The following is a 24,964-nucleotide window of genomic DNA, read 5'->3' as shown; positions in this document are numbered from 1 at the left end:
AACTGGGCATCCGGCAAGCTTTTCAGCAGACGAATGCCTTGGTGCGAGCAAAAATAAAAATGGGTTAAAGCAGCGTTACCATTTTTAACCCAAAGGAAATCTATTTTATAAGAATTCCCATCTTTTTACACCGTCATTCCTCCTTTGATAAAAAAGCAGGAAAGCCGTTTTGATAATGAGAACTGCTAAAAAAATAGACATTAATCCCATATTGACATTTTATAATGCTAACATATTGAAATATGCACGTCAAGGGACTATTTTTTATTTCTTGCCTGCCGTGCGCAGATGTGCGTTCTGCTACTTCCTCGCTCTAAAAATGGAATACCCTTTTTTCTTGTCTACCTCTTCAACTTCGCGGTAGACTTCCTGCAGCTTTCGCAAAGCGGAAGGCGCCCCTTGTTTCTTCTGAATCACTACCCACATCTCGCCGCCTTCAGCAAGCAGCTCGTACCCTTCCGTAAAAATGCGATGGACGATCTCCTTGCCGGCCCGAATCGGCGGATTGGTTACAATGACGTCAAACACCCGCCCCTGAACAGCGCTGTACACATCACTGACAAGGATCTCCACATTCGTGATCCCGTTCAATTGAGCATTTCGACGGGCCAGTTCAACTGCACGCTCGTTGACATCGAGCATCGTAACCTGCCCCTTGTTGGCCAGCTTGGCTGCAGTTAGCCCCATCGGCCCGTACCCGCAGCCAACATCCAGCACGCGGGCATGCTCATCGAACTCCATCGTCTCGATTAGCAGCTGACTGCCAAAATCAACCCGATCCCGGGAGAATACACCCGCATCCGTAATAAAACGAAGCTCATGCCCCCGCAGTGTGAACGTAAACTGCTGCTCGTCATGCTTGGCTCCCGGGCGGCTCGTGTAGTAGTGATCTGCCACGTATGGTCCACCTTTCCTCTTCGATAGGCTTGGTTCCTTCTTACAGAAAATCCCCCTGCCGCAGGCAAGGGGATATATTCCACTTTCAGGAAGCTAACTTACTTCACTTCTACAGTTGCGCCAGCTTCTTCGAGTTTTGCTTTGAGGGATTCTGCTTCTTCTTTGGAAACGCCCTCTTTGAGTGTTTTTGGAGCGTTGTCTACCAGGTCTTTTGCTTCTTTCAGACCCAGGCCAGTCAGCTCGCGAACAACTTTGATAACGTTGATTTTGGAAGCGCCGCCGCTTACCAGGTTTACAGTGAATTCAGTTTGCTCAGCAGCAGCTTCAGCTCCGCCACCAGCAACTACAGCTACAGGAGCAGCAGCAGTTACGCCGAATTCTTCTTCAATTGCTTTTACCAGATCGTTCAGTTCGAGAACGGACATACCTTTGATCGCTTCCAAGATTTGCTCTTTGCTCATCTTATTGTCCTCCCATTCATGGATAAGTGTATTGGTTCGGTTGCTCACACAACCAGTTGGGTTTGTAACCCGTTCAGGCGATTACGCGCCTTGGCCTTCTTTTTGCTCGGAAACGGCTTTGACTGCCAGTGCGAAGTTGCGCACAGGAGCTTGCAGCACGCTGAGAAGCATGGACAGGAGACCTTCGCGGGAAGGCAGTGCTGCCAGCGCTTTGATTTCATCAGCGCCCACTACTTTTCCTTCGATTACGCCACCCTTGATTTCCAGCTTTTCGTTTTTCTTCGCAAATTCAGCGATGATTTTCGCAGGAGCGATTACATCTTCAGTGGAGAACGCGATTGCGTTTGGACCGGTGAGGTACTGATCCAGTTCAGTCAGGTTCTCTTTCGCTGTAGCGAGTCGAGTCAGTGTGTTTTTCAGAACTACGAATTCGATACCTGCTTCACGCAGTTGTCTACGCAGCTCAGTTACTTGCGCTACAGTCAGACCGCGGTAATCAGCGACTACTGTTGTTTGGCTATTGCGCAGTTTTGTAGCGATTTCATTTACCGCTTGTACTTTCTCTTCACGAATAACGGTTGGACGAATTTCTGCCAATGGTTACACCTCCCGTGCTCTATCCTGGAAAAAAGAATGCCCTCGTAGCATCTACGAGGGCATAATGTATATCGTCAAAGGAAATCTAGCATTTCCTCTATCCGCTTCATTACACGCCTCGGAGGGATATTAAGCAGGGCTTTTGGGCTCTGCACCTTCTGTCTACGGCATGGCATATTCTTTTCATCAACAGGAACTATCTTATCAACTTCCACCAGGGAAGTCAACTATCATTATTTTACAGCTACACGAACGCCAGGACCCATCGTGGAGCTGATGGATACGTTTTTCATGTAAACGCCTTTTGCTGCCGCTGGTTTCGCACGGTTCAGCGCTTCAGTCAGCGCAGCGAGGTTTTCAGCCAGCTTCTCGGCATCAAAGGAAACCTTACCGATTGGAGCGTGGATGTTACCTGCTTTGTCAACGCGGTACTCAATTTTACCAGCTTTGATTTCGTTAACGGCTTTGGTTACATCAAATGTAACGGTACCGGTTTTCGGGTTTGGCATAAGGCCTTTTGGACCGAGCACGCGACCCAGTTTCCCTACTTCACCCATCATGTCAGGGGTAGCTACGACTACGTCAAAGTCGAACCAACCGCCTTGAATTTTTGCGATCATGTCTGCATCGCCGACATAATCTGCACCAGCTGCTTCTGCTTCTTTCGCTTTTTCGCCTTTCGCGAAAACGAGAACGCGCTGTACTTTACCAGTACCGTGCGGCAGAACAACTGCACCGCGGATTTGTTGGTCAGCACGCTTCGGGTCTACACCCAGACGGAATGCTGCTTCCACGGATTCGTCAAACTTAGCAGAAGCTGCTTTTTTAACCAGCTCGATACCTTCTGCTACTTCGTATACTTTGTTCTTGTCAATCAGCTTCGCAGCCTCTTGGTACTTCTTGCCACGTTTTGCCATGTTTTAAAATCTCCCTTCAATGTGGTCGTAGCGGTTTGATCCTCCCACAAACAAGGGGCACAGCTCGTGTACCCCTCATTGCAACAAAGACAATTAGTCTTCGATCACGATACCCATGGAACGAGCGGTACCTTCCACCATGCGCATAGCCGCTTCCACGGTTGCTGCGTTCAGGTCAGGGCGCTTCAGTTCAGCGATTTCACGAACTTTATCGCGTTTCAGGGTAGCAACTTTCGTCTTGTTCGGCACGCCGGAACCAGACTCGATACCAGCAGCTTTCTTCAGCAGAACAGCAGCCGGCGGAGTTTTCGTAATGAAAGTAAAGGAACGGTCTTCAAAAACAGTAATTTCTACTGGAATGATCATTCCTACTTCGCTCTCAGTACGAGCGTTGAATTCTTTACAGAATCCCATGATGTTTACACCAGCTTGACCGAGAGCCGGACCTACTGGAGGTGCAGGATTCGCTTTACCTGCCGGGATTTGCAATTTAATTACGCGGATAACCTTCTTAGCCACGTAAGACACCTCCTTACTTCACATGTGGTTATTACGGGGGAATGCCCCCTCCCACTGTTTTGCCGAAAGTCCTATGTAGACTTTCCATCTATAGTGAGAGTGCAAGAAACCCCTTATGGTTGGGGAAATAAGAAACAACATGAAATGTACCACATAGCGTGGTCATTTTCAAGATGAATCCTAATCCAATTTTTGAATCTGTGTAAAGTCTAGCTCGACCGGCGTTTCGCGACCGAAGATATCGACCAGTACGCGAACCTTTTGTCTGTCAGGATGAATCTCGATGATTTCTCCGGTACGGTTGGAGAACGGACCGTCAGTCACGCGCACCATGTCACGAAGATCAAAATCGACTTTGATTTTGGGAATCTCGATCCCCATCTGACGCAGGATCATATCGGCCTCTTCAGGACGAAGCGCTGTCGGTTTGGAACCAGCGCCCGTGGATCCGACAAAGCCGGTAACCCCAGGGGTGTTGCGCACGACATACCAAGAGTCGTCGGTCATCACCATTTCAACAAGGACATATCCTGGAAACACCTTTTTCGTGACGGTGCGCTTTTTGCCGTCCTTCGTCTCCACTTCTTCTTCCGTGGGTACGAGAACGCGGAAGATCTTGTCTTCCATGCCCATCGACTCGACGCGCTTCTCCAGATTTGTCTTTACCTTGTTTTCATAACCCGAGTACGTATGAACCACATACCATGCTTTTTCCATATCCACAAGGACGTTATCCGTCCGTCCCTCCTAGGCGTGCAAAATTACGTTCCTAAAATCAAATCAATAAGGCGCGAGATACCCAGATCAACGACAAAGAAGAAAGCAGCGAGAAGCGTAACCGTAATGAGAACGACGACCGTGTAGGTGGTCAATTCCTTTCGGTTTGGCCAGCGGACCTTCTTCAGTTCTGATTTCACATCGCCGAAAAATTCACCGGTCCGGCGAAAACTAGATCCTATTCTTGCTAGGAAACCCACACTGCCACCCCCTGACTTCGTCGCTTCCGTTCATTACTTCGTTTCGCGATGAAGGGTCTGCTTCTTGTCACGGGAGCAATACTTTTTCAGCTCGACACGCTCAGTAGTAGTGCGCTTGTTTTTCGTGGAGATATAGTTACGCTCGCCACACTCAGTGCACGCCAACGTGATGTTTACTCGCATTTATTGCCACCTCCATCTCATTTCAAACCTACGTATTCAAAAGAACAAGGATAAAATAGTACGGGAAAACCGCTACTTTTTCCTGACCATTTTAACAAAGCAACCATAGGCAAGAGAGAAATGTGGCCATGGTTACCTAAACAAATTTATCATACCAGTCAACCCATGTCAACAAAACGTCTTGACAAAGCGGAAGCATTTTGTTCCAAAAGAAAAGAGAGATTCTGCGATGCTACAGATGAATCTCTCTGCCTTCCAAATACTTTTCCAATTTGCGTTTTACCCGCTGCAGGGCATTGTCTATCGATTTGACATGCCGCTTGAGTTCTACAGCAATTTGCTGATAGGATCGGCCGTCCAAATACAGCATCAATACCTGACGCTCCAGATCGCTCAGAATTTCGCTCATCTTCCCTTCGATGTCGTCGAATTCTTCGCGATTGATGAACAATTCTTCAGGGTCAGTCACCTTCGTCCCGCAAATCACATCGAGCAGGGTGCGGTCAGAATCTTCATCGTATATAGGCTTGTCCAGCGATACATACGAGTTGAGCGGAATATGCTTTTGCCGGGTTGCTGTCTTAATCGCAGTAATAATCTGACGGGTTATGCACAATTCGGCAAACGCCTTGAACGACGTGAGCTTGTCCCCTCGGAAGTCGCGAATAGACTTGTACAATCCAATCATGCCTTCTTGGACGATGTCTTCGCGGTCTGCCCCAATGAGAAAATAGGACCTCGCTTTTGCCCTTACGAAATTCTTGTACTTGTTGATCAAGTACTCTAAGGCTTCGGCATCATTGTCACGAACCAGATCAACTACCTCTTCGTCGGACATTAACTCATATTGGGCATGCTTCAGCTCCTTGAGGTCAACGCTCACAATGATCCCCCCGCCATCCGGTTATTCCACAGATAGGGCTATTATACATGCGCCGTAAAAAAGCGTCAACCGAATCCAGGTTATTCCCTTCGCCATTTTTCGAATATTTTCGCTATTTCCCCATCCAAGGAAATACGCGTGGAGAAGCGTTCTTCACGAGTCTTCTCCACCTGCTCTTTGATCTCCTTGCCGATACTTTCCATGTCATGAAGCAACTCCCTCGCTGACTTGCGCAAGGCTCCCTGGCCAAAAATGACACGCTGGGATGTATAGTCCGAGGTCGCTACATAAATTTGTCGATTTTTCGCGTAATGTTCTGCCACAAGCTGCTCAATTTTTTCATCGGCCGTCTCTTTTTTCTTGGTGAAATAGATGTCTATCTGATAATCGCTCATCTGTCTTCCGATACCCGGCACATTGTAGGCATCAAATACGATCATGACCTTTATGCCCGTAAAGCTCTGGTAATCTGCCAGCTTGGAGATCAACAGATCACGGGCTTCGTCCATGCGCTCCTCCTCTTTGAGAACGCGCAGGTCGGGCCAGGCTCCGATGATGTTATAGCCGTCAACAATCAAAAGTTGCTTGGCTTTCCTTTTTGCCATGTCACTTCACCTGTGCCGACAAAGGACTCCTCGCGCGGTAAACTTCGTACATGAGAAGGGCAGCAGCTACTGAGGCATTCAGCGAGGTGACATTTCCCGCCATGGGCAGGCTGTACAGGAAATCACAGTTGTCCTTTACCAATCTGCTCATGCCCTTGCCTTCGCTGCCGATCACGATCGCCAGCGGCATCGAGTAATCGCCTTGGCGGAAGTCTTGTTTGGCACTGGCGTCCGTCCCGGCGATCCAGACGCCTTTTTCCTTCAGTTCCTCCATCGTACGAACCAGGTTGGTCACCCGCGCTACGGGGACGTAGTTGATTGCGCCGGCGGAGGCCTTTGCTACAGTCGCCGTCAAACTGACCGAACGCCGTTTCGGAATGACAATTCCGTGCGCTCCCACCGCATCTGCCGTCCGCATGATGGACCCCAGGTTGTGGGGGTCCTCGAGCTCATCGAGCAGTATGAGGAACGGCAGTTCATTGCGTTCCTCGGCTCTCTTCAGAATGTCCTCCACTTCGACGTAGTCATAGGCGGCGACTGAGGCAATCACACCCTGGTGATTGTCGGTGCCGCAAAGCTGGTCGAGCTTTTTGCGGTTGGCCGTGGTGACAATCACCCCTTGCTCCTTGGCAAGGGAAAAAATGGGTCCCATCAAATTTTTATTGGTCCCTTCCGCTATCCATATCTTGTTCATGGTACGGCCAGACCGCAACGCCTCGATAATCGGATTCTTTCCGACAATCCACTCTTCACTCATGTCCGTATACTCCTTCCACAATGGCAAATGCCTGCTCCATAATCTCCGCCAGCCGCTCTTCTTTCCCGCACAGATACAAGTAGCCGACGAGCGCCTCAAAAGCGGTAGCGTGCCGGTAATCGATAATATCGGCATTCTTTGCGCTGGAGCCGGATTTGGCGTTGCGCCCGCGCCTCACCACCGCTGCCTCCTCTTCCGTGAACAGAGGCATCAGGGTCAGCAGGATGTTAGCCTGCGCTTTTGCAGAGACGTACTGATTGGCCGTCTTGTGAAGCACATTTGGCTTGACCAGACCTTTTGCGATTAAATGGTAGCGAACGCAATGCGAATACGTAGCGTCGCCCAAAAAAGCGAGCACCAGCGGATTTAACAAATGCGGGTCTTTTGATAGCTCTTCCTTTTGCATGTTTTGTTATGCCCCTTTATTTTCTGCGCCAGCGAACACCTTGAGGGGTATCCTCCAGTACAATTCCCTTTTCGCTGAGGAGATCGCGAATCTCGTCGGCACGAGCAAAGTTGCGTAAGCGGCGCGCTTCCGTACGCTCTCCGATGAGCGCCTCCACCTCGCTGTCCAGCAGCTCCTCCGCCTGTTCAAGCTGCACGCCGAGTACGCTCGTCAGCTCCGTCAGCAGCGAGAGATACTGCTCGACTTGCTCCCGACCGACATTTTGATTGCGCAAGTACAGATTGGCTTCCTTGACGACCTCGTAAACGACCGTAATCGCATTGGCCGTATTCAGATCGTCGTCCATCTCGGCAATGAACTGTTCCCGCAGCTGACTGATCGTGCGGGCCTGTTCTTCGGCCAGCCCGTTCGGCTCCTGCGGCCGGGCAGTCTCCAGGCGATGGCGGAGATTGGCGTAAGCCGTCTTAATGCGCTCCAATCCATTGGCAGCCTGTTCGAGAAGATCATCGCTGAAGTTGATCGGATTGCGGTAGTGACCCTGCAGCATGAAAAATCGGATCAGCTCTCCGCCGTAATGCTGGATCAGGTCGCGTGCAAGGATGAAGTTTCCGAGCGACTTGGACATTTTTTCATTGTTGATGTTGAGCATCCCGTTGTGAAGCCAGTAGCGGGCAAATACTTTTCCCGTGTAGCACTCAGATTGAGCAATTTCATTTTCATGGTGAGGGAAAACAAGATCGGCTCCCCCCGCGTGAATATCGATCTGGTCTCCGAGAAACTTCAATGCCATTGCCGAGCACTCGATATGCCAGCCGGGACGGCCTTCTCCCCACGGACTGCTCCAGCTTACCTCACCCGGCTTGGCTGCCTTCCACAGCGCAAAATCAAGCGGGTTTTCTTTCTTTTCATTGATCTCTACGCGAGCGCCCGCCTGCAGCTCATCGAGAGGCTGATGGGAAAGCTTGCCGTACTCGGTGAAACGGCCAGTGCGGAAATAAACGTCACCCTCACTATCATAGGCATATCCTTTTTCAATCAGTCCTTCGATAAACTGAATGATCTCCGGAATGGTCTGCATGACCCTGGGCTGGATGTCCGGCGGCAGGATATTGAGGGAACGCAGATCTTCGTTAAAGGCGTCTGTATACCGATCTGCCACCTCTTTTACCGTGATGCCCTCCTCGTTGGCTTTCCGGATCAGCTTATCGTCGACATCTGTAATATTTTGCACAAAAGTAACCTCGTAGCCCCGGTATTTCAGGTAGCGGCGGAGCGTATCAAACACAATGGCCGGACGGGCATTGCCGATGTGGATGTAGTTGTACACAGTCGGTCCGCACACGTACATCTTCACTTTGCCGGGTTCCAGTGGAACAAACGCTTCCTTTTGTTTGGTCAGCGTATTAGTGAACTGAATGCTCATTATCCTTCTTATCCTCCCTCAAAGCGCTCACTTCTTTGCGCAACTGCTCGATTTCCTGCTGCATGGTCCGAATCATGTCCGCCACCGGGTCGGGCAAATTGACGTGGTCCAGATCATTCGTGACCTTTTTTCCGTCCTGTATGCGGATGCGGCCCGGAATACCTACGACCGTAGAATTGGGCGGCACCTCCTGCAGCACGACCGAGCCTGCCCCGATCTTGGAATTATCTCCGATTTTAAAGGAACCCAGCACTTTAGCCCCTGAAGCGATAATTACATTATTGCCTACAGTCGGATGCCGCTTCCCTTTTTCCTTGCCTGTCCCGCCCAATGTTACCCCTTGATAAATGGTGACATTGTCACCGATCTCACAGGTCTCCCCGATCACGACACCCATCCCGTGGTCAATAAACAGCCGGTTGCCGATCTTGGCCCCTGGATGAATCTCGATTCCGGTGATGAAGCGGAAAAACTGCGAAATAGCCCGCGCAAGCGTAAACCAACCGGCTTTCCAGCACTTATGGGCAATGCGATGTCCCCATATCGCATGAAGTCCGGAATACGTCAACACCACTTCGAATGTGCTGCGTGCTGCCGGATCACGCTCAAATACTGCCTGAATGTCATCCCTCATCTGTGAAAGCACAGGGTTTCACCTCCTGCTTCGTTTACCTCTCCAAAAATGATTGCTGAAAAAAATGATTGTAGAAAAACAAAAACGCCTCTGCCGCCTTCGAATCAGAAGGAGGCAGAGACGGGTTGAACCGCGGTTCCACTCTGCTTAGATCGCCAATTGTCCGTCAAAATGAACGAACACGGCAAATCTCGCTCTTTCCCGATAACGGCGGGCCACCGATTGCCCTACTGCCGGTCTTGTCAATACAGATAGACGCCGGGTTCGGGGTCACAGCTCACAGGTGCATTTCCTGACAGGTCTCGCCGGACGGCTCTCACCTTTCCATCCTCTCTTTGGACGAGACTTGCTGCAGTACTCTCCTGGTCATAGCTATATTGCATCAGGCGATCAAAAACGTCCGCCCTTGCAGTATTCATTTCCTTACTCGCCGTTTGCCAATACGCGCTTTACACGCTCAAGCACGGTCTGTTGTCCCAGCAGATAGAGCGTTTCCGCCAGATCGCGGCCATGCGCCTGACCGGTGGCCGCAACGCGGACCGGCATGAACAGAGCCTTTCCTTTATGGCCTGTTTCTTTCTGCACGTCTTTCAAAATGGCCTTGATCGTATCTGCATTATATTCAGCAGCCGCCTCAAGGTGTTTGGCAAAGGAAGTCAATACCTCCGGCAATTGCGGTTCCTTGAGTACAGCTCTTGCCTCTTCATCGTACACCACTTCTTCGAGGAAGAAAAGAGCGGCCAGCGGCACAATCTGCGCACAGTACGACATCTGCTCCTGATAGAGGGCGACGATGCTGCGTACCCACGCCTTTTTCTCCTCGCTCAGTTCCTCATCGATAAAGCCGGCTTTTTGCAAATGAGGAATGCACATCTCCGTAATCAGATCAACCGATTGACGTTTGATGTAGAAGTTGTTCATCCAGTTCATTTTCGTGGAGTCGAACACTGCCGGCGATTTGCTCACGCGCTCTTCCGAGAACAGCTTGATCAGCTCGTCCAGCGAGAAGATCTCTTCTTCTCCGCCTGGAGACCAGCCGAGCAGCACCAGGAAGTTGACGATCGCGTCCGGCAGGAAACCGAGCTCGCGATACTGTTCAATAAACTGGATGATGCTCTCGTCGCGCTTGGACATCTTTTTGCCTTCCTGATTGAGGATCAGCGCCAGATGGCCAAACTGAGGCGGCTCCCAGCCAAACGCTTCGTAAATCATCAGCTGGCGAGGCGTATTGGACAGATGCTCCTCCCCGCGGAAGACGTGACTGATCTTCATCAGGTAGTCGTCAATGACAACAGCAAAATTGTAAGTCGGGATCCCGTCCGGTCGACAGATGACAAAGTCGCCCATCTCTTTGGAATCAAACGTAACCTGCCCGCGAATCAAATCGTTGACCACGTACTGTTTGTCATCCGGCACCATAAAGTGGATGGATGGGGTGCGGCCCTCCCTTTCGTACTGTTCACGCTGTTCCGGTGTAACATGGCGATGCTTCTCCAGGATGCGCGGCGTTTCTCCACGGGCGATCTGTTCCTCACGCTCCGCATCGAGCTCTTCCTTGGTCGCGTAACAGTAGTACGCTTTCCCTTCAGCCAGAAGCTGATCGATGTACTTGCGGTAAATGTCGAGACGATCCATCTGGCGGTAAGGTCCGTACGGGCCGCCGATGTCCGTCCCCTCTTCCCAGGTGATGCCCAGCCACTTCAGATTTTTCATCTGTTCTTCGTCGGCGTTTTCTACGTTCCGGGTCTGATCCGTATCCTCGATCCGAACGATGAAAGAGCCTCCGTGATGCTTGGCGAACAAATAGTTGAAAAGTGCAGTGCGCGCACCGCCAATATGTAAATGTCCAGTCGGACTTGGAGCATACCGTGTGCGGATTTCTTTAGCCATGATTGCGCCATCCTTTCGTGAAGCAATAATCGCTTCCTTCTGTCACTTCGTATCTACGGGTTAATCTTACACCCAGTCCGCATTACTTGACAAGCAAGCAGGCGGCTTGGGCAGCAATTCCCTCTCCTCGTCCGGTAAAGCCCAATTTTTCCGAGGTGGTGGCCTTTACGTTAACCTGCGACAAATCCTCTGCTTCAAGCACTCTGGCAATCAGCTCGCGCATCTGCGGAATATAAGGGGCCATTTTGGGAGCCTGCGCAATGATCGTAGCGTCGAGGTTGCCCAGACGGTATCCCTTTTGTTTAACCAGCTCCCACACATGCTCCATCAGCTTGACGCTGTCGGCATCTTTAAAGGCAGGGTCCGTATCGGGAAAGTGACGGCCGATATCGCCCTCGCCAATCGCCCCGAGCAATGCGTCGCTGATCGCGTGCAGCAGGACATCAGCGTCCGAGTGGCCGAGCAGCCCTTTTTCATACGGGATCGTTACTCCGCCAATAATGCAGGGACGTCCCTCCACTAATTGATGCACATCAAAGCCTTGTCCGATTCTCATGATCCCTCTCCCTTTCTTCTCCGCAAGATTTCTTCTCCAAACCACAGATCATCCGGCGTGGTGATCTTGATGTTTTCGTAACTTCCCCGGACAACACTGACGGTATGCCCCAGCCATTCGACCAGCATCGCGTCGTCGGTACCTGTCTTGCCTGCCTGCAATGCCGCTTCATGCGCCTCTCGCAACAAGGAAACGAGAAAAGCTTGTGGGGTTTGGACCGCCCACAAGCTCTCGCGTGCCGGGGTCGACTGGACTACTCCGTCAGCCCCTACCACTTTGATGGTATCCTTGACGGGAACGGCCATGATCGAAGCCCGATCACGCCGCACCTGCCGAATCATCTCGCTGATTTGTTCACGAGTTACGAAAGGACGGGCAGCATCGTGTACCAGCACGTACGAGCAGTCTGAGGAAAGAGCAGCCAAGCCGTTTCTGACGCTGTCCTGCCTTTCGGCTCCGCCAAGCACAACGGTCAGCTTCAGCTTCTCCTGGCGCTTCCACTTCAGTACCTCTTCATGATCCTGTGCGCTTACCACCAGTACAATTTCCCCGATTTCGGGATGGCTGGTGAACAGGCGTACCGTACGAGTCAAGATCGGCTCACCGCCAAGCGGCAGCCAAAGCTTGTTACGTTCTGCTCCCATGCGCTTCCCGGAACCAGCCGCAACGATTACGACTCCCGTTTCCACGTTACTTCCTCTCCAGTCTCTCTGCTCTGGATGTTCGAAAAGGGAGGCTGCATCCCTCCCCTTCGCTTCATCCCTTACAACGCTTTTTCCAAAAGCTTCGGCTTGGCGAAGATCATCCTTCCAGCCGATGTTTGCAATACGCTGGTTACGAGCACTTCCAGATCGTGCCCGATGTAGTCGCGGCCGCCCTCAACGACGATCATCGTGCCATCGTCGAGATAAGCCACTCCCTGGCCATGCTCCTTGCCGTCCTTGATGACTTGCACAGTCAGCTCTTCGCCCGGGAGCACCACCGGTTTCACTGCATTGGCCAGATCGTTGATATTCAGGACAGCCACTCCCTGCAGCTCGCACACCTTGTTCAGGTTGAAATCATTGGTGACGACTTTGCCGTTCATCACCTTCGCCAGCTTGATCAGCTTGCTGTCCACTTCCGAAACTTCTTCAAAGTCTCCCTCGTAGATCTGAACCTTTACCTTCATTTCCTTTTGAATCTTGTTTAGAATGTCCAGACCGCGACGTCCGCGGTTTCTTTTCAGTACATCGGAAGAATCTGCGATATGCTGCAGCTCCTCCAGCACAAAACCGGGGATAACGAGTACGCCCTCGAGAAAGCCGGTCCGGCAAATGTCGGCGATTCGTCCGTCAATAATCACGCTTGTATCCAGGATTTTATACTCCACGTTGGACGGAGACCCGCCACTTTCCTTCTTGGACTTGTCCTTGCGCCCGATGGAAAAGACGGACATGATCTCGTCGCGCTTGCGGAATCCCACCTGAAAGCCGAGATAGCCGAGTAATGCGGAAACCATCAGCGGCAGCAAATCGCTGACTACCGGTATCGGGATGTTGCTGAGCTGGAGAAATAATAAAAAGGCAACGATAAGACCAATAATCAACCCCAAAGCTCCAAACATGACATCCACGATCGGCAATTTTAACAGCGTCTCTTCACCCCAGCGGACGATTCTCAATGTGTAATCGACAAACCAGTTGGCGAAGAAGAAGAACAGCACGGCTCCCAAAACAGCTCCGATGTAGCTTGTGTACTTAAAGTCACCAAAATTTAAAAGCGTGTTCAAGAGGTTAAAAAGATCAGGACCAAACTTGAAGCCCAAACCTCCTCCGACAAGTATAAAACAAATTTTCCCTAATCGGCGAACCATGCTTTCACCTCCTTGATATTAATATAGACAGAAGCTTTGCTGAAAAACCCTGCTTATCAAAAACATAATGCTAACGAATATGCTGCGAGACTTTCCCTCACTATAACAAAAGTTAAATTCTAGTGTCAAATAGCCAAAAATTTTAACATACATGGCAATTTAACGTCAATGGAGAACTTCCGTTTCCCTCGGTTTCAAATTGACAGCAGCCGGATTCCCTTCTTATAATGACAGTAATGCATTGAATAAAAATTCTGAAGATGGTAGCAGCCTAAAGCAGAGGTGAATCATATGGAAAAGCGAAACGTGGACGACTTTCAATCCCAAGTTTCGGAGCTGCTGATCAGACATCGCAGCGTTCTGGACGTTATGTCCAAAGTTCAAGAAAGCGCAGCCCGCATCAACCGTTCACTCACCAAAGCCATCACCGAATGCGGCTGTGTCGAAGTAGTGGCCAGAAAGCAAACCTACGATCCCCAAAAAAGCCTGCAGGATAACCAGACACTGCTGGACACACATTTTTCCGGCCCTTTGTGCGAGCATTGCCGTGACGTAGTTACCGCTGAACTGGGCAAAAATCTCTTTTATCTCACTGCGCTATGCAATATTACTGATATCCGGCTCGAAGATGTCATCCAAAAGGAATCGGAGCGGTTACATACCCTTGGTGTATTTAACCTTTCATAAAGCTCCCATTTGGTATTACGAATGAAACAACAAAAAAGTTGCGTGCTCACAGAAAAAACCCGCTTCCATAGAGCGGGTTTTTTGCGCGCGGTTATTCAAATGGCAGCGATTCGTTTTCTTCCTTCTTTTCTTTTCGCAATTTTTTCAGGAGTAGGTCAACGTTTTTTTTTATCCCGTAAAGTGCGTAAAATGCCAATGGCAAGAAGACAATTTTCGGGAACTGCTGCGGGTATTTGACCGCGAAAACGACTACGATCGCAACGATAATGGGTGTGATCCAATACGCTGCTTTGGGAATCCCCACTTTTTTGAAGTTGGGGTACTTGATGTTGGATACCATCAGAAAAGCGAGCAGCAGCATGCTGACCGCGAGCAACGCTACATTAAACACATGATGGTACAGCGCAAGCGTAGCCAACACCCCGCCTGCAGCCGTAATCGGCAACCCGATAAAATAGCCTGGCACACCTGCTTGTACGTTAAAACGGGCGAGTCGCAGAGCACCGCAGATCGGGAAAACGGCTGTCACGAAAATGCCGATCAAATTGAGATCTTGCAGGGCCACCACGTACATGATAAAAGCCGGGGCCACTCCAAATGTAATCACGTCGGAAAGAGAATCCAATTCTTTGCCAAATTCGCTCTGTGCATTCAGCATGCGAGCCACGCGTCCATCCAGACCATCCATCAACATACCAATAATTACCGTAATCGCAGCATACTCCACATATTGGTTGCCCTGAAAGGCGAGAATGATGGCTACGATACCCAAGAACAAATTGCTCACGGTTAGCATGTTCGGTAACGATTTAACGAACATAGACTACCTCCTGGTTTCCTGCGCAAAGGAGAAACGGGTATGGCAATTCTGCCAGCCCTTGCTTTGTAATCCTTTGGCAATATCAAAACAATAATGTCTCTATCCTATTCTAACTCAAATGTGTCTGTCAATGAACACCTGTTCTTGAATTCTCTTCAGTCCGTCTTTGATCGCCCGTGCGCGAACCTCTCCAATGCCGTCAACCTCGTCCAGTTCTTCGATCGTTGCCATCATGATTCGGGGCAAATTGTGAAAATGCTCAACGAGATTTGAGATGATCGAAATGGGAAGGCGAGGAATTTTGTGCAGGATCCGATACCCGCGGGGCGAGAGAGACTCTTCCAGCATGTTCGGGTTGGCCGAATAACCGAGAATCCGTAAAAAAGCCCCCATTTCGAGCACCTCTTCTGCTGAGAGCTTTTTCATCTCCTTCAAGACTTGCTCTGGCTGCACGGCAGGATTTTTGGCGTAATCGCGGATCAGCATGTGCGCTTCTTCTTCGATATTGCCGACCAATTCCTCCAGCTGCATGGTGACAAGCCGGCCTTCCGTCCCTAATTCGTATATATATTTGGTGATCTCTGCTTTAATGCGCAGCACCATTTCGATTCTCTGCAGCACAGAGGTTACCTCATGGAGCGTCACCAGCTCTTCGAACTCCAGCGCTCCGAGGTTGGTTAGGGTCTGATCGAGTACAGCCTTGTACTTTTCCAGCGTGGAAATCGCTTGGTTGGCCTTGGCCAGAATCACGCTGATCTCGTTCAGGACATAGCGGAATGGACCTTGGTACAAGGTAATGACGTTGCGGCGCTGGGAAATGGCGATGACCAGATAGTTTGTGTGCAGTGCTGTTCTTTGCGCCGTTCGATGGCGGGTCCCTGTTTCACTCGAAGGGATCGCAGCGGGAGGAAACAACTGGGTATTGGCATACAAGATTTTTTTTGCATCCTCACTAACTATGATCGCCCCGTCCATCTTGGCCAATTCATATAAATGTGCCGGAGTGAAGTCGCAATTAATGGAAAACCCCCCGTCGACAATGTTCTTCATATCCGGACCGAATCCGACAACGATCAAACCGCCGGTTTTGGCCCGCAGCACGTTTTCCAATCCCTCTCGGAGCGGGGTTCCGGGAGCAACAAGACGAAGCACATCGCTGTAGACAGGTTCTCTTTTGTTTGTATCAAGCATACAGGTGCCCCTACCCCCTTAGCACTTCGCTTAATGCTTCCGAAATATTGCTTACACCGACTACCTCGATGTCCGATGGAACGTCAAGACCGCGGATATTTTTGGAAGGGATGATCACCCGTTTGAATCCTAGCTTGTGCGCTTCGCGAATCCGCTGTTCAATCCGGGACACGCCGCGGACTTCACCCGTTAATCCCACTTCCCCGATCACGACATCATGGGGATTGGTCGCGTGATCGCGAAAGCTGCTGGCAATGCTGACAGCTATCGCCAAATCGACAGCGGGCTCATCCAAACGAACACCGCCAGCCACGTTGACATAGGCATCCTGATTTTGCAGCATGAGACCCATGCGCTTCTCAAGCACTGCCATGATCATGCCGACTCGCTGGTGATCCACGCCGGTAGCCATCCGACGCGGGGTCACAAAGCTGGTCGGTGCAACCAGCGCCTGAAGCTCTACCAGAACCGGCCTAGTTCCCTCCATGCTGGCCACTACAGTCGAGCCAGCGACGCCGACCGGACGTTCTGCCAAAAATATTTCCGAAGGGTTTCCAACTTCCTCCAGCCCCTTTTCTTTCATCTCAAAGATGCCGATTTCATTCGTCGAGCCAAAGCGGTTTTTTACTGCTCGCAAAATGCGGAACGTATTATGCCGTTCCCCTTCAAAGTACAAGACCGCATCCACCATATGCTCCAGCATGCGGGGCCCGGCAATCGCGCCTTCCTTCGTCACGTGACCGACGATAAATGTCGCGATTCCTTTTCCTTTGGCGATTCGCATCAGTTGAGAGGTTGTTTCCCTTACCTGTGCGACACTCCCCGCCGCTGATTGGACAGCGGGATGGAAGACAGTCTGAATCGAGTCGATGATCAGGACCTGGGGATCGACCTGGGCAATGTGCTGCTCAATGAGCTCCAAATCGTTTTCTGCAAGCACATACATCGGCGGCGTGCTCATTCCGAGCCGATCGGCACGCAATTTGATTTGCTTGGCGGACTCCTCGCCGGATACGTACAAGACCTTTATTCCCCCGTGTGCAAGCGCGAACGACGTTTGCAACAGCAAGGTAGACTTCCCGATCCCCGGGTCTCCGCCGACCAGAACCATTGAGCCGGGAACGAGCCCTCCGCCCAGAACCCGGTTTAATTCACCTATCGTTGTATCCATCCGCGGCTCTTCTTCGCCGGCCACCTCTGTCAGCGGAAGGGCTGCTGTTTGCCGCTGTCCGCCACGCAAACTCTCATGACGGGAGGCGGTCTTTACCGCAACCTCTTCCACCATCGTATTCCAATTGTTGCATCCAGGACATTTCCCCATCCATTTGGGCGATTCATAGCCACATTCTTGACACGCGTATTTCGTTTTATACTTGGACATAGTTTGTACCTCGTTTTGGGATTCTCCTCTATACGATTATCATACATGATGAAAACAAAAAAAGAATACCTCCTGTATATTGAGGAGGTACCCTTTCTAAACGTTTGCCTAAACCTCTGGTTATGAGGTTGTTTTCTCCAGACGTTTTACTACAAGCTTTTCATCTTCAGCATCTATCGAAACAGTGTCGCCTTTGCTGATGCTGCCTTTCAAAAGTTCTTCGGACAATCTGTCTTCGATGTTGCGCTGGATAGCGCGGCGCAGCGGCCTTGCCCCGTAAGCGGGATCGAAGCCCTCCTTGGCCAGCACTTTCTTGGCAGCATCGGTAAGTTGGAAATCGATCTCCTGCTCTCTCAGACGCTTGCGAAGATCTTCGGTCATCAAGGAAACAATCTGCTCGATATGCTCCTGCTCCAGCGAGTGGAAGACGATGACTTCGTCAATCCGGTTCAGGAACTCGGGGCGGAAGCTTTTCTTCAGTTCTTCCATGACCTTGTCTTTCATGTCCTGGTATTTCTTCTCTGTTTCATTGCCGGCGGTGAAGCCGAGCGTTGTGTTTTTCTTGATCAGGTTGGCTCCGACGTTGGATGTCATAATCACAACCGTGTTGCGGAAATCAACGGTTCTGCCTTTGGAGTCGGTCAGGCGTCCATCGTCCAGCACCTGCAGGAGAATGTTGAAGACATCCGGATGCGCCTTTTCAATTTCGTCCAAAAGGATGACGGAATACGGTTTGCGGCGGACCTTCTCTGTCAGTTGACCGCCTTCATCGTAACCGACATATCCCGGAGGAGCTCCGACCAGACGCGCCGTGGAATGTTTCTCCATGTACTCCGACATGTCGACCCGAATCATCGCGTCCTCGTCGCCAAACAGCGTCTCGGCAACCGCCCGGGCCAATTCCGTTTTCCCTACCCCTGTAGGGCCAAGGAAGATGAAGGAGCCGATCGGACGTTTCGGGTCTTTCAAGCCGGCACGAGCACGGCGGACGGCGCGAGCAACCGATTTGACTGCCTCATCCTGCCCGATCACTCGATCATGCAGAATTTCTTCCATTTTCAAGAGGCGCTCTGTCTCTTCTTCTTTCAGCTTGACGACCGGAATTCCGGTCCAGTTGGCCACTACGTGGGCGATATCTTCAGGAGTGACCTCCATGTTCAGTTGGCCCTGACGCTCTTTCCAGTCCTTCTTCGTTTTTTCCAGTTCTTCGCGCAGCTTCTGCTCCTTGTCGCGCAGAGACGCTGCTTCTTCGAACTCCTGAGACTGGACAGCCGCGTCCTTTTCCTTGCGCACTTCTTCCAGACGCCCTTCCAGTTCCTTCAGATTAGGCGGAACAGTAAAGGATTGGAGACGTACTTTGGACGCCGCTTCGTCGATCAAGTCAATTGCTTTGTCCGGCAGGAAGCGGTCTGTAATGTAACGGTCAGACAGTTTTACCGCCTGTTCAATCGCTTCATCGGTAATTTTCACACGGTGATGCGCCTCATAGCGATCACGCAAGCCATGCAGGATTTTGATCGCGTCCTCTGTGTTCGGCTGATCGACCTGAATCGGCTGGAAACGGCGCTCGAGGGCTGCGTCCTTTTCAATATACTTGCGGTATTCATCCAGCGTGGTTGCGCCGACACACTGAAGCTCACCGCGTGCCAGAGCTGGCTTCAAAATGTTGGATGCATCAATCGCACCCTCTGCTCCGCCTGCACCGATCAAGGTGTGCAGCTCGTCGATAAAGAGGATGATATTTCCGGCCTGACGAATCTCATCCATGATTTTTTTCAGGCGGTCTTCAAATTCCCCGCGATACTTGGTGCCGGCGACGACTGTCCCCATGTCCAGCGTCATCACGCGCTTGTCGCGAAGCGTTTCAGGGATTTCGTTGTTGATGATCTTTTGCGCAAGTCCTTCGGCAATTGCCGTCTTCCCGACACCAGGCTCCCCGATCAACACGGGGTTGTTCTTGGTGCGGCGGCTCAACACCTGGATCACTCGCTCAATCTCTTTTTGGCGTCCGATCACCGGATCAAGTCCGCCATCACGGGCGATTGCGGTCAAGTCTCTTGCCAGACTGTCCAGGGTCGGCGTATTGGCCGCAGGATTGCTGCCTGACGGCTGGTGGGAATTCATCATTTCCGAGCTTCCCAAAAGCTGAAGGACTTGTTGGCGGGCTTTGTTCAGGCTTACACCCAGATTGTTCATGATTCGTGCGGCAATGCCTTCTCCTTCACGAATCAACCCAAGCAGGATATGCTCGGTGCCCACATACGTGTGCCCCAGCTTTCGGGCTTCGTCCATGGAAAGCTCAATCACTTTTTTGGCACGGGGTGTGTAGTTTGGGGTATAGTTTCCGCCCGCTTGCTCAGTCCCGCGGCCAATCAAGGATTCTACTTCACTTTGAATTTTATCGAGACCAAGTCCGAGCGACTGCAACGCCTTGGCTGCAATCCCCTCTCCTTCACGAATGAGACCGAGCAGCACATGCTCTGTTCCGATATCCTTATGACCCAATCTAACGGCCTCTTCCAAGGCGAGTGCCAACACTTTTTGCGCGCGTTCGGTAAAACGTCCAAACATCATATCTTCTGCACCTCCAGTAACCATCTTTATATTCTATGCGTTGTTTCCTTATATTTTTGCGTATAACAGCGATGATGGACAGCGAAAATTCTTGTTTACTGTCGAGCAGACAGTTTCTCCCGAATCAGCCTTGCTCTGCGTTCGTCCCGCTGGTCGGGCGACAGCTTTTGACCTGCGTGATGCTGCAGGAAGCCCGGCTGAGTCGTCACGAGCAATTCATTTAAGACGAGATGGGAAATGTTTTTCACAATCCCCAGATCAATCCCCAATCTGACATCGGAAAGCCTTTGGGCTGCTTCCTTGGATTCAACCGTCCGGGCGTACTGAAGAATGCCGTACGACCGGAGAATCCGGTCCTCCAAAGTGATTCTGGAGTGTTCAACCAGGTACCGGCGAGCCACTCGCTCCTGCTCGATGATCTGCCTTGCCACACCGTACAGGTTGGAGAGGATATCCGACTCGGACATCCCGAGCGTCACCTGGTTGGAGAGCTGGAACAAGTTGCCCAGCGCTTCGCTGCCCTCCCCGTAGATGCCCCTCACGACCAATCCGACTTGATTGATCGCCTGCAATATCCGGTTGATCTGCTGTGTCATCACGAGCGCCGGCAAGTGAAGCATCACCGATGCCCGTATCCCTGTTCCCACATTGGTCGGGCAGCTCGTCAAAAAGCCTCTGTTTTCATCGAATGCGTAGTTTACATGTTTTTCAAAAATGTCGTCGATTTTTGTTCCCATATCCCACGCCTGCTGGAGTTGGAAGCCTGGCATCAGCACCTGGATGCGAATGTGGTCTTCTTCGTTTACCATGATGCTGATCGATTCGTCATTGCTTAACAGCACGGCTCCCTTTCGAGATTCTTCTGCCAAATGAGGGCTGATCAGGTGTTTCTCGACGAGGACGCGCTTTTCCAGCGGATTTACCTGTTCCATCTGGATGAGCTCGAGTGGTCCGAGCTTTTTCATCGCCTCGGTCTCGCTCACTTCTGTCACCTTGCGAACCACTTCCTCTGCCTGCGAGTCAGTAGCCAAAAGCGGGAAGGGATGCTGGCGAAGGTTCCGTGCGATCCGAAGCCTTGTACTGATGACGATGTCGGAATCAGGGCCCTCGCCCTTCATCCAGTTGCTCCAAGGGTTTTGCATAAACTGTTGTTGGGACATGTTCCTCACCTCCCCTGTTTACGATTGACCCAGCTTTTGTTCAAGTGCCTTGATGCGGTCGCGAATTTCCGCAGCTTTTTCAAACTCTTCGCTGGCGATATGCCGTTGAAGCGCTTGTTTCAGTTGCTCCAGCTCCTTGCGCCGCTTCAGTTGGCCGCCGGTACGTTCCGGAACCTTGCCGATGTGCTGCGTATTCCCGTGAATCCGTCGGAAGAGCGGATCCAGGCGGTCACCCAAAAACGTGTAGCAGTCGCTGCAGCCAAAGCGGCCGCTCTTGCTGAATTGGGCGTATGTCAGTCCGCAGGTCTCGCAGCGCAGCGCTTTGTTTGCCGGAGTGTCCTGTGTTTTTTTCTGTGCCGGATCGAAATGGAGCAGGCCGGAAAGGAGATTATGGATGCTGAAGTTATGAAAACCGGGAAAGACGTCTCCTTTTTCCTGGGCACATTGCTCGCAAATATGGTATTCGGTTTTTTCACCGTTGACGATCTTGGTCAGATGAAGCGTAGCCTGTCGTTTGCCGCATTCTTCACAGTTCATCCTATCGTCCCTCCTGCCAATGCATTGGTTACCGCAATAAAATCGTGGCGATCATCTGCTTTAACATGGTAGCCCGTAAACGGTCTCTCAATTCAGCATCCACTAAAAGCACACTGCGCGAAGTAGCGATCTTCATGAGAGCCGCCTCCCGTTGACTGACCAACTTTTCCTCCAAAAGGCGGTCGATGATCGCATAACCGACACCTTGCGTGATGCTTTCGCCAATCAGCTCTTCAGTGAGCAGCTCCTGCAGTTTGGCTTTGCTGACAATCTGTACCTTTCGAATCCGGATGTAGCCTCCGCCGCCACGCTTGCTTTCGACGACGTATCCCTTTTCTACAGTAAATCGGGTATTGATGACGTAATTGATTTGAGAAGGCACACACTGAAAGATGTCGGCAAGCTCGCTACGCTGGATCTCGATAGAGCCGTCTGGACTTTCCGTTAAAATTCGCTTTAAATGCTGCTCTATGATGTCCGAGATGTTACGCATTAGTCGCCTCCTGTTCACAGTGTTTGCTCTTTAATTATTGACTTTGACTATCTTTGACTTTAATTATAATGCGTTTTTTTGGGGTTTGCAAGAGGGGGAGACACTTTCTAGTGTTGGCAAAATGGACGGAGTTGAAACCAAAACGAAAAGCCATCCCTCATGGAATGGCTGTAACGATTACGCTTTTTTATTGACCGGCAAGACGTCTATTTTTATGTGTGCTGCCGATCAGGTATGTGGGTCAAAAGATCGGTAAATCGTGTAATGATCACATCAGCACCATCGAGCTCGCCTGGCTTGGCGAATCCGAAGTCACACCCGATCGTTTTTAACCCGTTAGCCAGCCCCGCCTCCACATCGGAGTGCCGATCCCCGACCATGACCGCTTGTTTTACCTGATAATCCTGAAGCAGCTTGGCCACGAGGTCCTTTTTGGATCGGGTGCCAAAACGTCCAGCCGAGTAAAGATCAGTAAACAATGGTTTGATCCCGAAGTGCTCGCAAATCTCGTCGATATAGCGCTCCAACCCGTTGCTGGCGACAAAAAGTGCTGTTCCGTTGGCATGCAGCTCCTGCAAGACCTCGCGAACTCCCGGGTACAAGTCCGCAATCCCTTGTTTCAACAAGATCAGTTCATTCTTCAGCATCAGCTTGTCTGCTACTTTCTTGATCTCTTCGCTTGCTCCTGGAAGCAGTTTCTCCCACAGTTGTTCGATCGTCATCCCCAATACATTGGTCAGTTCCTGCTCATCGGGGGTGGCTCCGTTCCAGAGCCCTTTCTCTCGCAGCTCCTCAAATGTCTTCTGGAATGCGGGTGTGGAGAGCCGCTCTGTTTGCAGCAGCGTACCGTCCATGTCAAAAAGAACTGCACAGGGAATGCTCATGATGTCCTCCTATCCTTCTTCTCCCGCCGAGCTTTGCATGTCGTTGCGGATAAACTCAGCGATATTTTGTGCCGCTTTCGGTTTTGCTATTTTTTGAGCCATCCTCTTCATGTATTCCACCTTCGTGGGATCATGGAGCATCTCGTGAATAAAGTAGATCAGCTGCTCGGATACATGGGCGTGAACGGCACATCCATTGTTTAACAAGAAATGGCTGTTTCGCTCCTCCTGTCCTGGAAGCGGGTTGTAAATAATCATGGGAACCTGCTTGCTCATAACCTCAGCCGAGGTCAAGCCGCCTGATTTGGTTACAATCAGGTCGGCAATCTCCAGATACTCATGGAAGTTGTTGACAAAGCGCAGCGGTATCACATTGTGCCGATACGTATTCTCGGTTACCTTGCGATACAGCTTGTCATTCGTCCCTGTCAGGATAAACGCGGTTATTGGCATATCAATATGCTCCAGACCGGCAAGAACTTGTTCCATTGATCCAAGGCCCAATCCCCCGCCTGACAATATGATGCTCAAGTGATCGGAGGGTACCTGGAGTTTTTCCCGAACCTTATCCTTCTCCAGAGGCTGGCTATATTTGCGCATGATGGGTATGCCCATCGGAATGAACTGGGCATGGTTGTGCCGATAAATGTCCACCAGATAGTACAGCTGTTCATGAGCGATAAAGTAATAGTTAATGTGATGATTAATCCATGATGGATGAATCGTATAATCCGTGATAATGGTATAGATCGGTTCTCTCCAATCGTTTCGGCCTTTTAGTACGGAGAGCATGCAACTGGCAAATGGATGCGTCGCAATAAAAGCATCTGGTTGCACACTGTTGATCAGTTTTTTTAGTTTATTGGCCAACAATTTGTTCATTAACACGTTCATGTCAAAAAATCTGGTTTTCTCGGTGTTGTGGTAAATGCGTCCCCACATTTTCGGTGATAAACGAAGCAGGTTCATGTAGCTTTCCAGCAAGATCTTGTGAAACGTCGGGCTGATGTATTCCAAGGTATCGATAATCATCGATGTGTAGCCGATCTCGGCTAGGCTTTCCTGCATGGCTCTGGCTGCCTGATTATGCCCGTTGCCAATGGAAGCAGAAAAGATCAAGATCTTTTTCATGATATATCTCCTTCATTTCCTCACTCTTTGCTTTCTTCAACGTTAGATTCGATCCATTATCATGTTAGTGTACCCTTCTCCGCTCTGCAAGGGGGAAGTTGTCGGCGCAGATTGATAATATCTCGACAGGTTTCCTCATTCTGTGCTTCTGTATGAAACGTTATCCGTTATTTGACAGAAACTGCAACCTCCAAAAATCAAAAAAGCCCAGCTACCAATCGGTAACCAGGCTTGCTTCGCGCCTTCAAAACTGGATATGCATGCTGCAAGGATTTGTGTGGATAAGTCCTCGACCGATTAGTATTCGTCAGCTCCACGCGTTGCCGCGCTTCCACACCGAACCTATCAACCTCATCGTCTATGAGGGGTCTTACCAGCTTAACGCTGTGGGAAGTCTCATCTTGGAGGGGGCTTCACGCTTAGATGCTTTCAGCGCTTATCCCTTCCGCACATAGCTACCCAGCTGTGCCACTGGCGTGACAACTGGTGCACCAGCGGTGCGTCCATCCCGGTCCTCTCGTACTAAGGACAGCTCTCCTCAAACTT

At 50.8% G+C, this 24,964-nt stretch carries 28 protein-coding genes, 1 rRNA gene and 1 other annotated feature (1 of these 30 only partly in view); of the genes, 1 reads left to right on the top strand and 28 read right to left on the bottom strand.

What is annotated here, in order from left to right; all coding sequences use genetic code 11:
* Nucleotides 1-300: 300 nt before the first annotated feature.
* The 18 genes from NST96_RS01505 to NST96_RS01420 form a co-directional block, all read right to left on the bottom strand.
* On the bottom strand, nucleotides 301-897 hold the full coding sequence (locus NST96_RS01505; protein WP_003392004.1) for a class I SAM-dependent methyltransferase: 597 nt from the start codon (nucleotides 895-897) through the stop codon (nucleotides 301-303).
* A 98-nt stretch (nucleotides 898-995) separates the two neighbouring features.
* Complete coding sequence (rplL, locus tag NST96_RS01500) at nucleotides 996-1,358, bottom strand: 50S ribosomal protein L7/L12 (protein WP_003392006.1); 363 nt, start codon at nucleotides 1,356-1,358, stop codon at nucleotides 996-998.
* An 81-nt stretch (nucleotides 1,359-1,439) separates the two neighbouring features.
* Complete coding sequence (gene rplJ, locus NST96_RS01495) at nucleotides 1,440-1,955, bottom strand: 50S ribosomal protein L10 (protein ID WP_003392008.1); 516 nt, start codon at nucleotides 1,953-1,955, stop codon at nucleotides 1,440-1,442.
* Between the two features lie 22 nt (nucleotides 1,956-1,977).
* Nucleotides 1,978-2,141: a sequence feature (ribosomal protein L10 leader region), on the bottom strand.
* A 47-nt stretch (nucleotides 2,142-2,188) separates the two neighbouring features.
* Nucleotides 2,189-2,872, bottom strand: a complete 684-nt coding sequence (gene rplA / locus NST96_RS01490) for a 50S ribosomal protein L1 (RefSeq protein ID WP_003392009.1) — start codon at nucleotides 2,870-2,872, stop codon at nucleotides 2,189-2,191.
* A gap of 93 nt (nucleotides 2,873-2,965) precedes the next feature.
* On the bottom strand, nucleotides 2,966-3,391 hold the full coding sequence (gene rplK, locus NST96_RS01485) for a 50S ribosomal protein L11 (protein ID WP_003392012.1): 426 nt from the start codon (nucleotides 3,389-3,391) through the stop codon (nucleotides 2,966-2,968).
* A gap of 180 nt (nucleotides 3,392-3,571) precedes the next feature.
* Nucleotides 3,572-4,108 carry a transcription termination/antitermination protein NusG gene (nusG, locus tag NST96_RS01480; protein WP_003392014.1) on the bottom strand — a complete coding sequence of 179 codons (537 nt, stop codon included), beginning with the start codon at nucleotides 4,106-4,108 and terminating at the stop codon, nucleotides 3,572-3,574.
* Between the two features lie 44 nt (nucleotides 4,109-4,152).
* Nucleotides 4,153-4,368, bottom strand: a complete 216-nt coding sequence (gene secE / locus NST96_RS01475) for a preprotein translocase subunit SecE (protein ID WP_003392016.1) — start codon at nucleotides 4,366-4,368, stop codon at nucleotides 4,153-4,155.
* A gap of 33 nt (nucleotides 4,369-4,401) precedes the next feature.
* Complete coding sequence (gene rpmG / locus NST96_RS01470; RefSeq protein ID WP_003392018.1) at nucleotides 4,402-4,551, bottom strand: 50S ribosomal protein L33; 150 nt, start codon at nucleotides 4,549-4,551, stop codon at nucleotides 4,402-4,404.
* A gap of 232 nt (nucleotides 4,552-4,783) precedes the next feature.
* Nucleotides 4,784-5,434, bottom strand: a complete 651-nt coding sequence (gene sigH, locus NST96_RS01465) for an RNA polymerase sporulation sigma factor SigH (protein WP_003392020.1) — start codon at nucleotides 5,432-5,434, stop codon at nucleotides 4,784-4,786.
* 80 nt (nucleotides 5,435-5,514) lie between these two features.
* Nucleotides 5,515-6,039: an NYN domain-containing protein gene (locus NST96_RS01460; protein WP_122958194.1), complete on the bottom strand. Its 525-nt coding sequence runs from the start codon at nucleotides 6,037-6,039 to the stop codon at nucleotides 5,515-5,517.
* 1 nt (nucleotide 6,040) lies between these two features.
* A complete protein-coding gene (gene rlmB / locus NST96_RS01455) occupies nucleotides 6,041-6,796 on the bottom strand; it encodes a 23S rRNA (guanosine(2251)-2'-O)-methyltransferase RlmB (RefSeq protein WP_003392024.1) in 756 nt (251 codons plus the stop codon).
* Nucleotides 6,789-7,202 (bottom strand): Mini-ribonuclease 3, encoded by a 414-nt coding sequence (locus tag NST96_RS01450; protein ID WP_003392027.1) that lies wholly within the window; start codon nucleotides 7,200-7,202, stop codon nucleotides 6,789-6,791. Before NST96_RS01450 ends, rlmB begins: the two co-directional genes overlap by 8 nt.
* Nucleotides 7,203-7,218: 16 nt before the next feature.
* Nucleotides 7,219-8,625, bottom strand: a complete 1,407-nt coding sequence (gene cysS / locus NST96_RS01445; protein WP_024984060.1) for a cysteine--tRNA ligase — start codon at nucleotides 8,623-8,625, stop codon at nucleotides 7,219-7,221.
* Nucleotides 8,606-9,271 (bottom strand): serine O-acetyltransferase, encoded by a 666-nt coding sequence (cysE, locus tag NST96_RS01440; protein WP_003392031.1) that lies wholly within the window; start codon nucleotides 9,269-9,271, stop codon nucleotides 8,606-8,608. Before cysE ends, cysS begins: the two co-directional genes overlap by 20 nt.
* A 411-nt stretch (nucleotides 9,272-9,682) precedes the next feature.
* Nucleotides 9,683-11,149, bottom strand: a complete 1,467-nt coding sequence (gltX, locus tag NST96_RS01435; RefSeq protein ID WP_003392032.1) for a glutamate--tRNA ligase — start codon at nucleotides 11,147-11,149, stop codon at nucleotides 9,683-9,685.
* 82 nt (nucleotides 11,150-11,231) lie between these two features.
* Entirely contained in the window at nucleotides 11,232-11,705 is a 474-nt protein-coding gene (gene ispF, locus NST96_RS01430; protein ID WP_003392034.1) for a 2-C-methyl-D-erythritol 2,4-cyclodiphosphate synthase, read from the bottom strand.
* The gene (ispD, locus tag NST96_RS01425; protein WP_003392036.1) at nucleotides 11,702-12,394 is read right to left on the bottom strand and encodes a 2-C-methyl-D-erythritol 4-phosphate cytidylyltransferase; all 693 of its coding nucleotides are present in this window, start codon (nucleotides 12,392-12,394) and stop codon (nucleotides 11,702-11,704) included. Before ispD ends, ispF begins: the two co-directional genes overlap by 4 nt.
* A gap of 74 nt (nucleotides 12,395-12,468) precedes the next feature.
* Nucleotides 12,469-13,560 (bottom strand): PIN/TRAM domain-containing protein, encoded by a 1,092-nt coding sequence (locus tag NST96_RS01420; RefSeq protein WP_003392038.1) that lies wholly within the window; start codon nucleotides 13,558-13,560, stop codon nucleotides 12,469-12,471.
* Between the two features lie 291 nt (nucleotides 13,561-13,851).
* Here NST96_RS01420 and NST96_RS01415 point away from each other — a divergent pair, with 291 nt between their 5' ends.
* Nucleotides 13,852-14,247: a hypothetical protein gene (locus tag NST96_RS01415; protein WP_003392040.1), complete on the top strand. Its 396-nt coding sequence runs from the start codon at nucleotides 13,852-13,854 to the stop codon at nucleotides 14,245-14,247.
* A gap of 91 nt (nucleotides 14,248-14,338) precedes the next feature.
* Here NST96_RS01415 and pssA read toward each other — a convergent pair whose 3' ends face one another.
* The 10 genes from pssA to NST96_RS01365 form a co-directional block, all read right to left on the bottom strand.
* Entirely contained in the window at nucleotides 14,339-15,067 is a 729-nt protein-coding gene (pssA, locus tag NST96_RS01410; RefSeq protein WP_003392042.1) for a CDP-diacylglycerol--serine O-phosphatidyltransferase, read from the bottom strand.
* Between the two features lie 114 nt (nucleotides 15,068-15,181).
* Nucleotides 15,182-16,258, bottom strand: a complete 1,077-nt coding sequence (gene disA, locus NST96_RS01405; RefSeq protein ID WP_003392045.1) for a DNA integrity scanning diadenylate cyclase DisA — start codon at nucleotides 16,256-16,258, stop codon at nucleotides 15,182-15,184.
* A gap of 10 nt (nucleotides 16,259-16,268) precedes the next feature.
* Nucleotides 16,269-17,639 carry a DNA repair protein RadA gene (radA, locus tag NST96_RS01400; RefSeq protein ID WP_003392047.1) on the bottom strand — a complete coding sequence of 457 codons (1,371 nt, stop codon included), beginning with the start codon at nucleotides 17,637-17,639 and terminating at the stop codon, nucleotides 16,269-16,271.
* Nucleotides 17,640-17,759: 120 nt separating this feature from the next.
* Nucleotides 17,760-20,213 (bottom strand): ATP-dependent Clp protease ATP-binding subunit, encoded by a 2,454-nt coding sequence (locus NST96_RS01395; protein ID WP_003392048.1) that lies wholly within the window; start codon nucleotides 20,211-20,213, stop codon nucleotides 17,760-17,762.
* A 95-nt stretch (nucleotides 20,214-20,308) separates the two neighbouring features.
* Nucleotides 20,309-21,373, bottom strand: a complete 1,065-nt coding sequence (locus tag NST96_RS01390; RefSeq protein WP_003392050.1) for a protein arginine kinase — start codon at nucleotides 21,371-21,373, stop codon at nucleotides 20,309-20,311.
* A gap of 18 nt (nucleotides 21,374-21,391) precedes the next feature.
* A complete protein-coding gene (locus NST96_RS01385; RefSeq protein ID WP_003392052.1) occupies nucleotides 21,392-21,910 on the bottom strand; it encodes a UvrB/UvrC motif-containing protein in 519 nt (172 codons plus the stop codon).
* Between the two features lie 28 nt (nucleotides 21,911-21,938).
* Complete coding sequence (locus tag NST96_RS01380; protein WP_003392054.1) at nucleotides 21,939-22,403, bottom strand: CtsR family transcriptional regulator; 465 nt, start codon at nucleotides 22,401-22,403, stop codon at nucleotides 21,939-21,941.
* A 212-nt stretch (nucleotides 22,404-22,615) separates the two neighbouring features.
* On the bottom strand, nucleotides 22,616-23,287 hold the full coding sequence (locus NST96_RS01375; RefSeq protein WP_024984560.1) for an HAD-IA family hydrolase: 672 nt from the start codon (nucleotides 23,285-23,287) through the stop codon (nucleotides 22,616-22,618).
* Between the two features lie 9 nt (nucleotides 23,288-23,296).
* On the bottom strand, nucleotides 23,297-24,418 hold the full coding sequence (locus NST96_RS01370; protein ID WP_003392058.1) for a glycosyltransferase: 1,122 nt from the start codon (nucleotides 24,416-24,418) through the stop codon (nucleotides 23,297-23,299).
* A gap of 277 nt (nucleotides 24,419-24,695) precedes the next feature.
* Nucleotides 24,696-24,964, bottom strand: a 23S ribosomal RNA gene (locus tag NST96_RS01365); it runs 2,738 nt beyond the window's last position.

The sequence above is a fragment of the Brevibacillus sp. FSL K6-2834 genome, from assembly GCF_038592925.1.
GTDB classification, from domain to species: Bacteria; Bacillota; Bacilli; order Brevibacillales; family Brevibacillaceae; genus Brevibacillus; species Brevibacillus borstelensis.
Note: the sequence above shows the minus strand (reverse complement) of the source record. Positions and strands in the feature narration are given on the sequence as shown.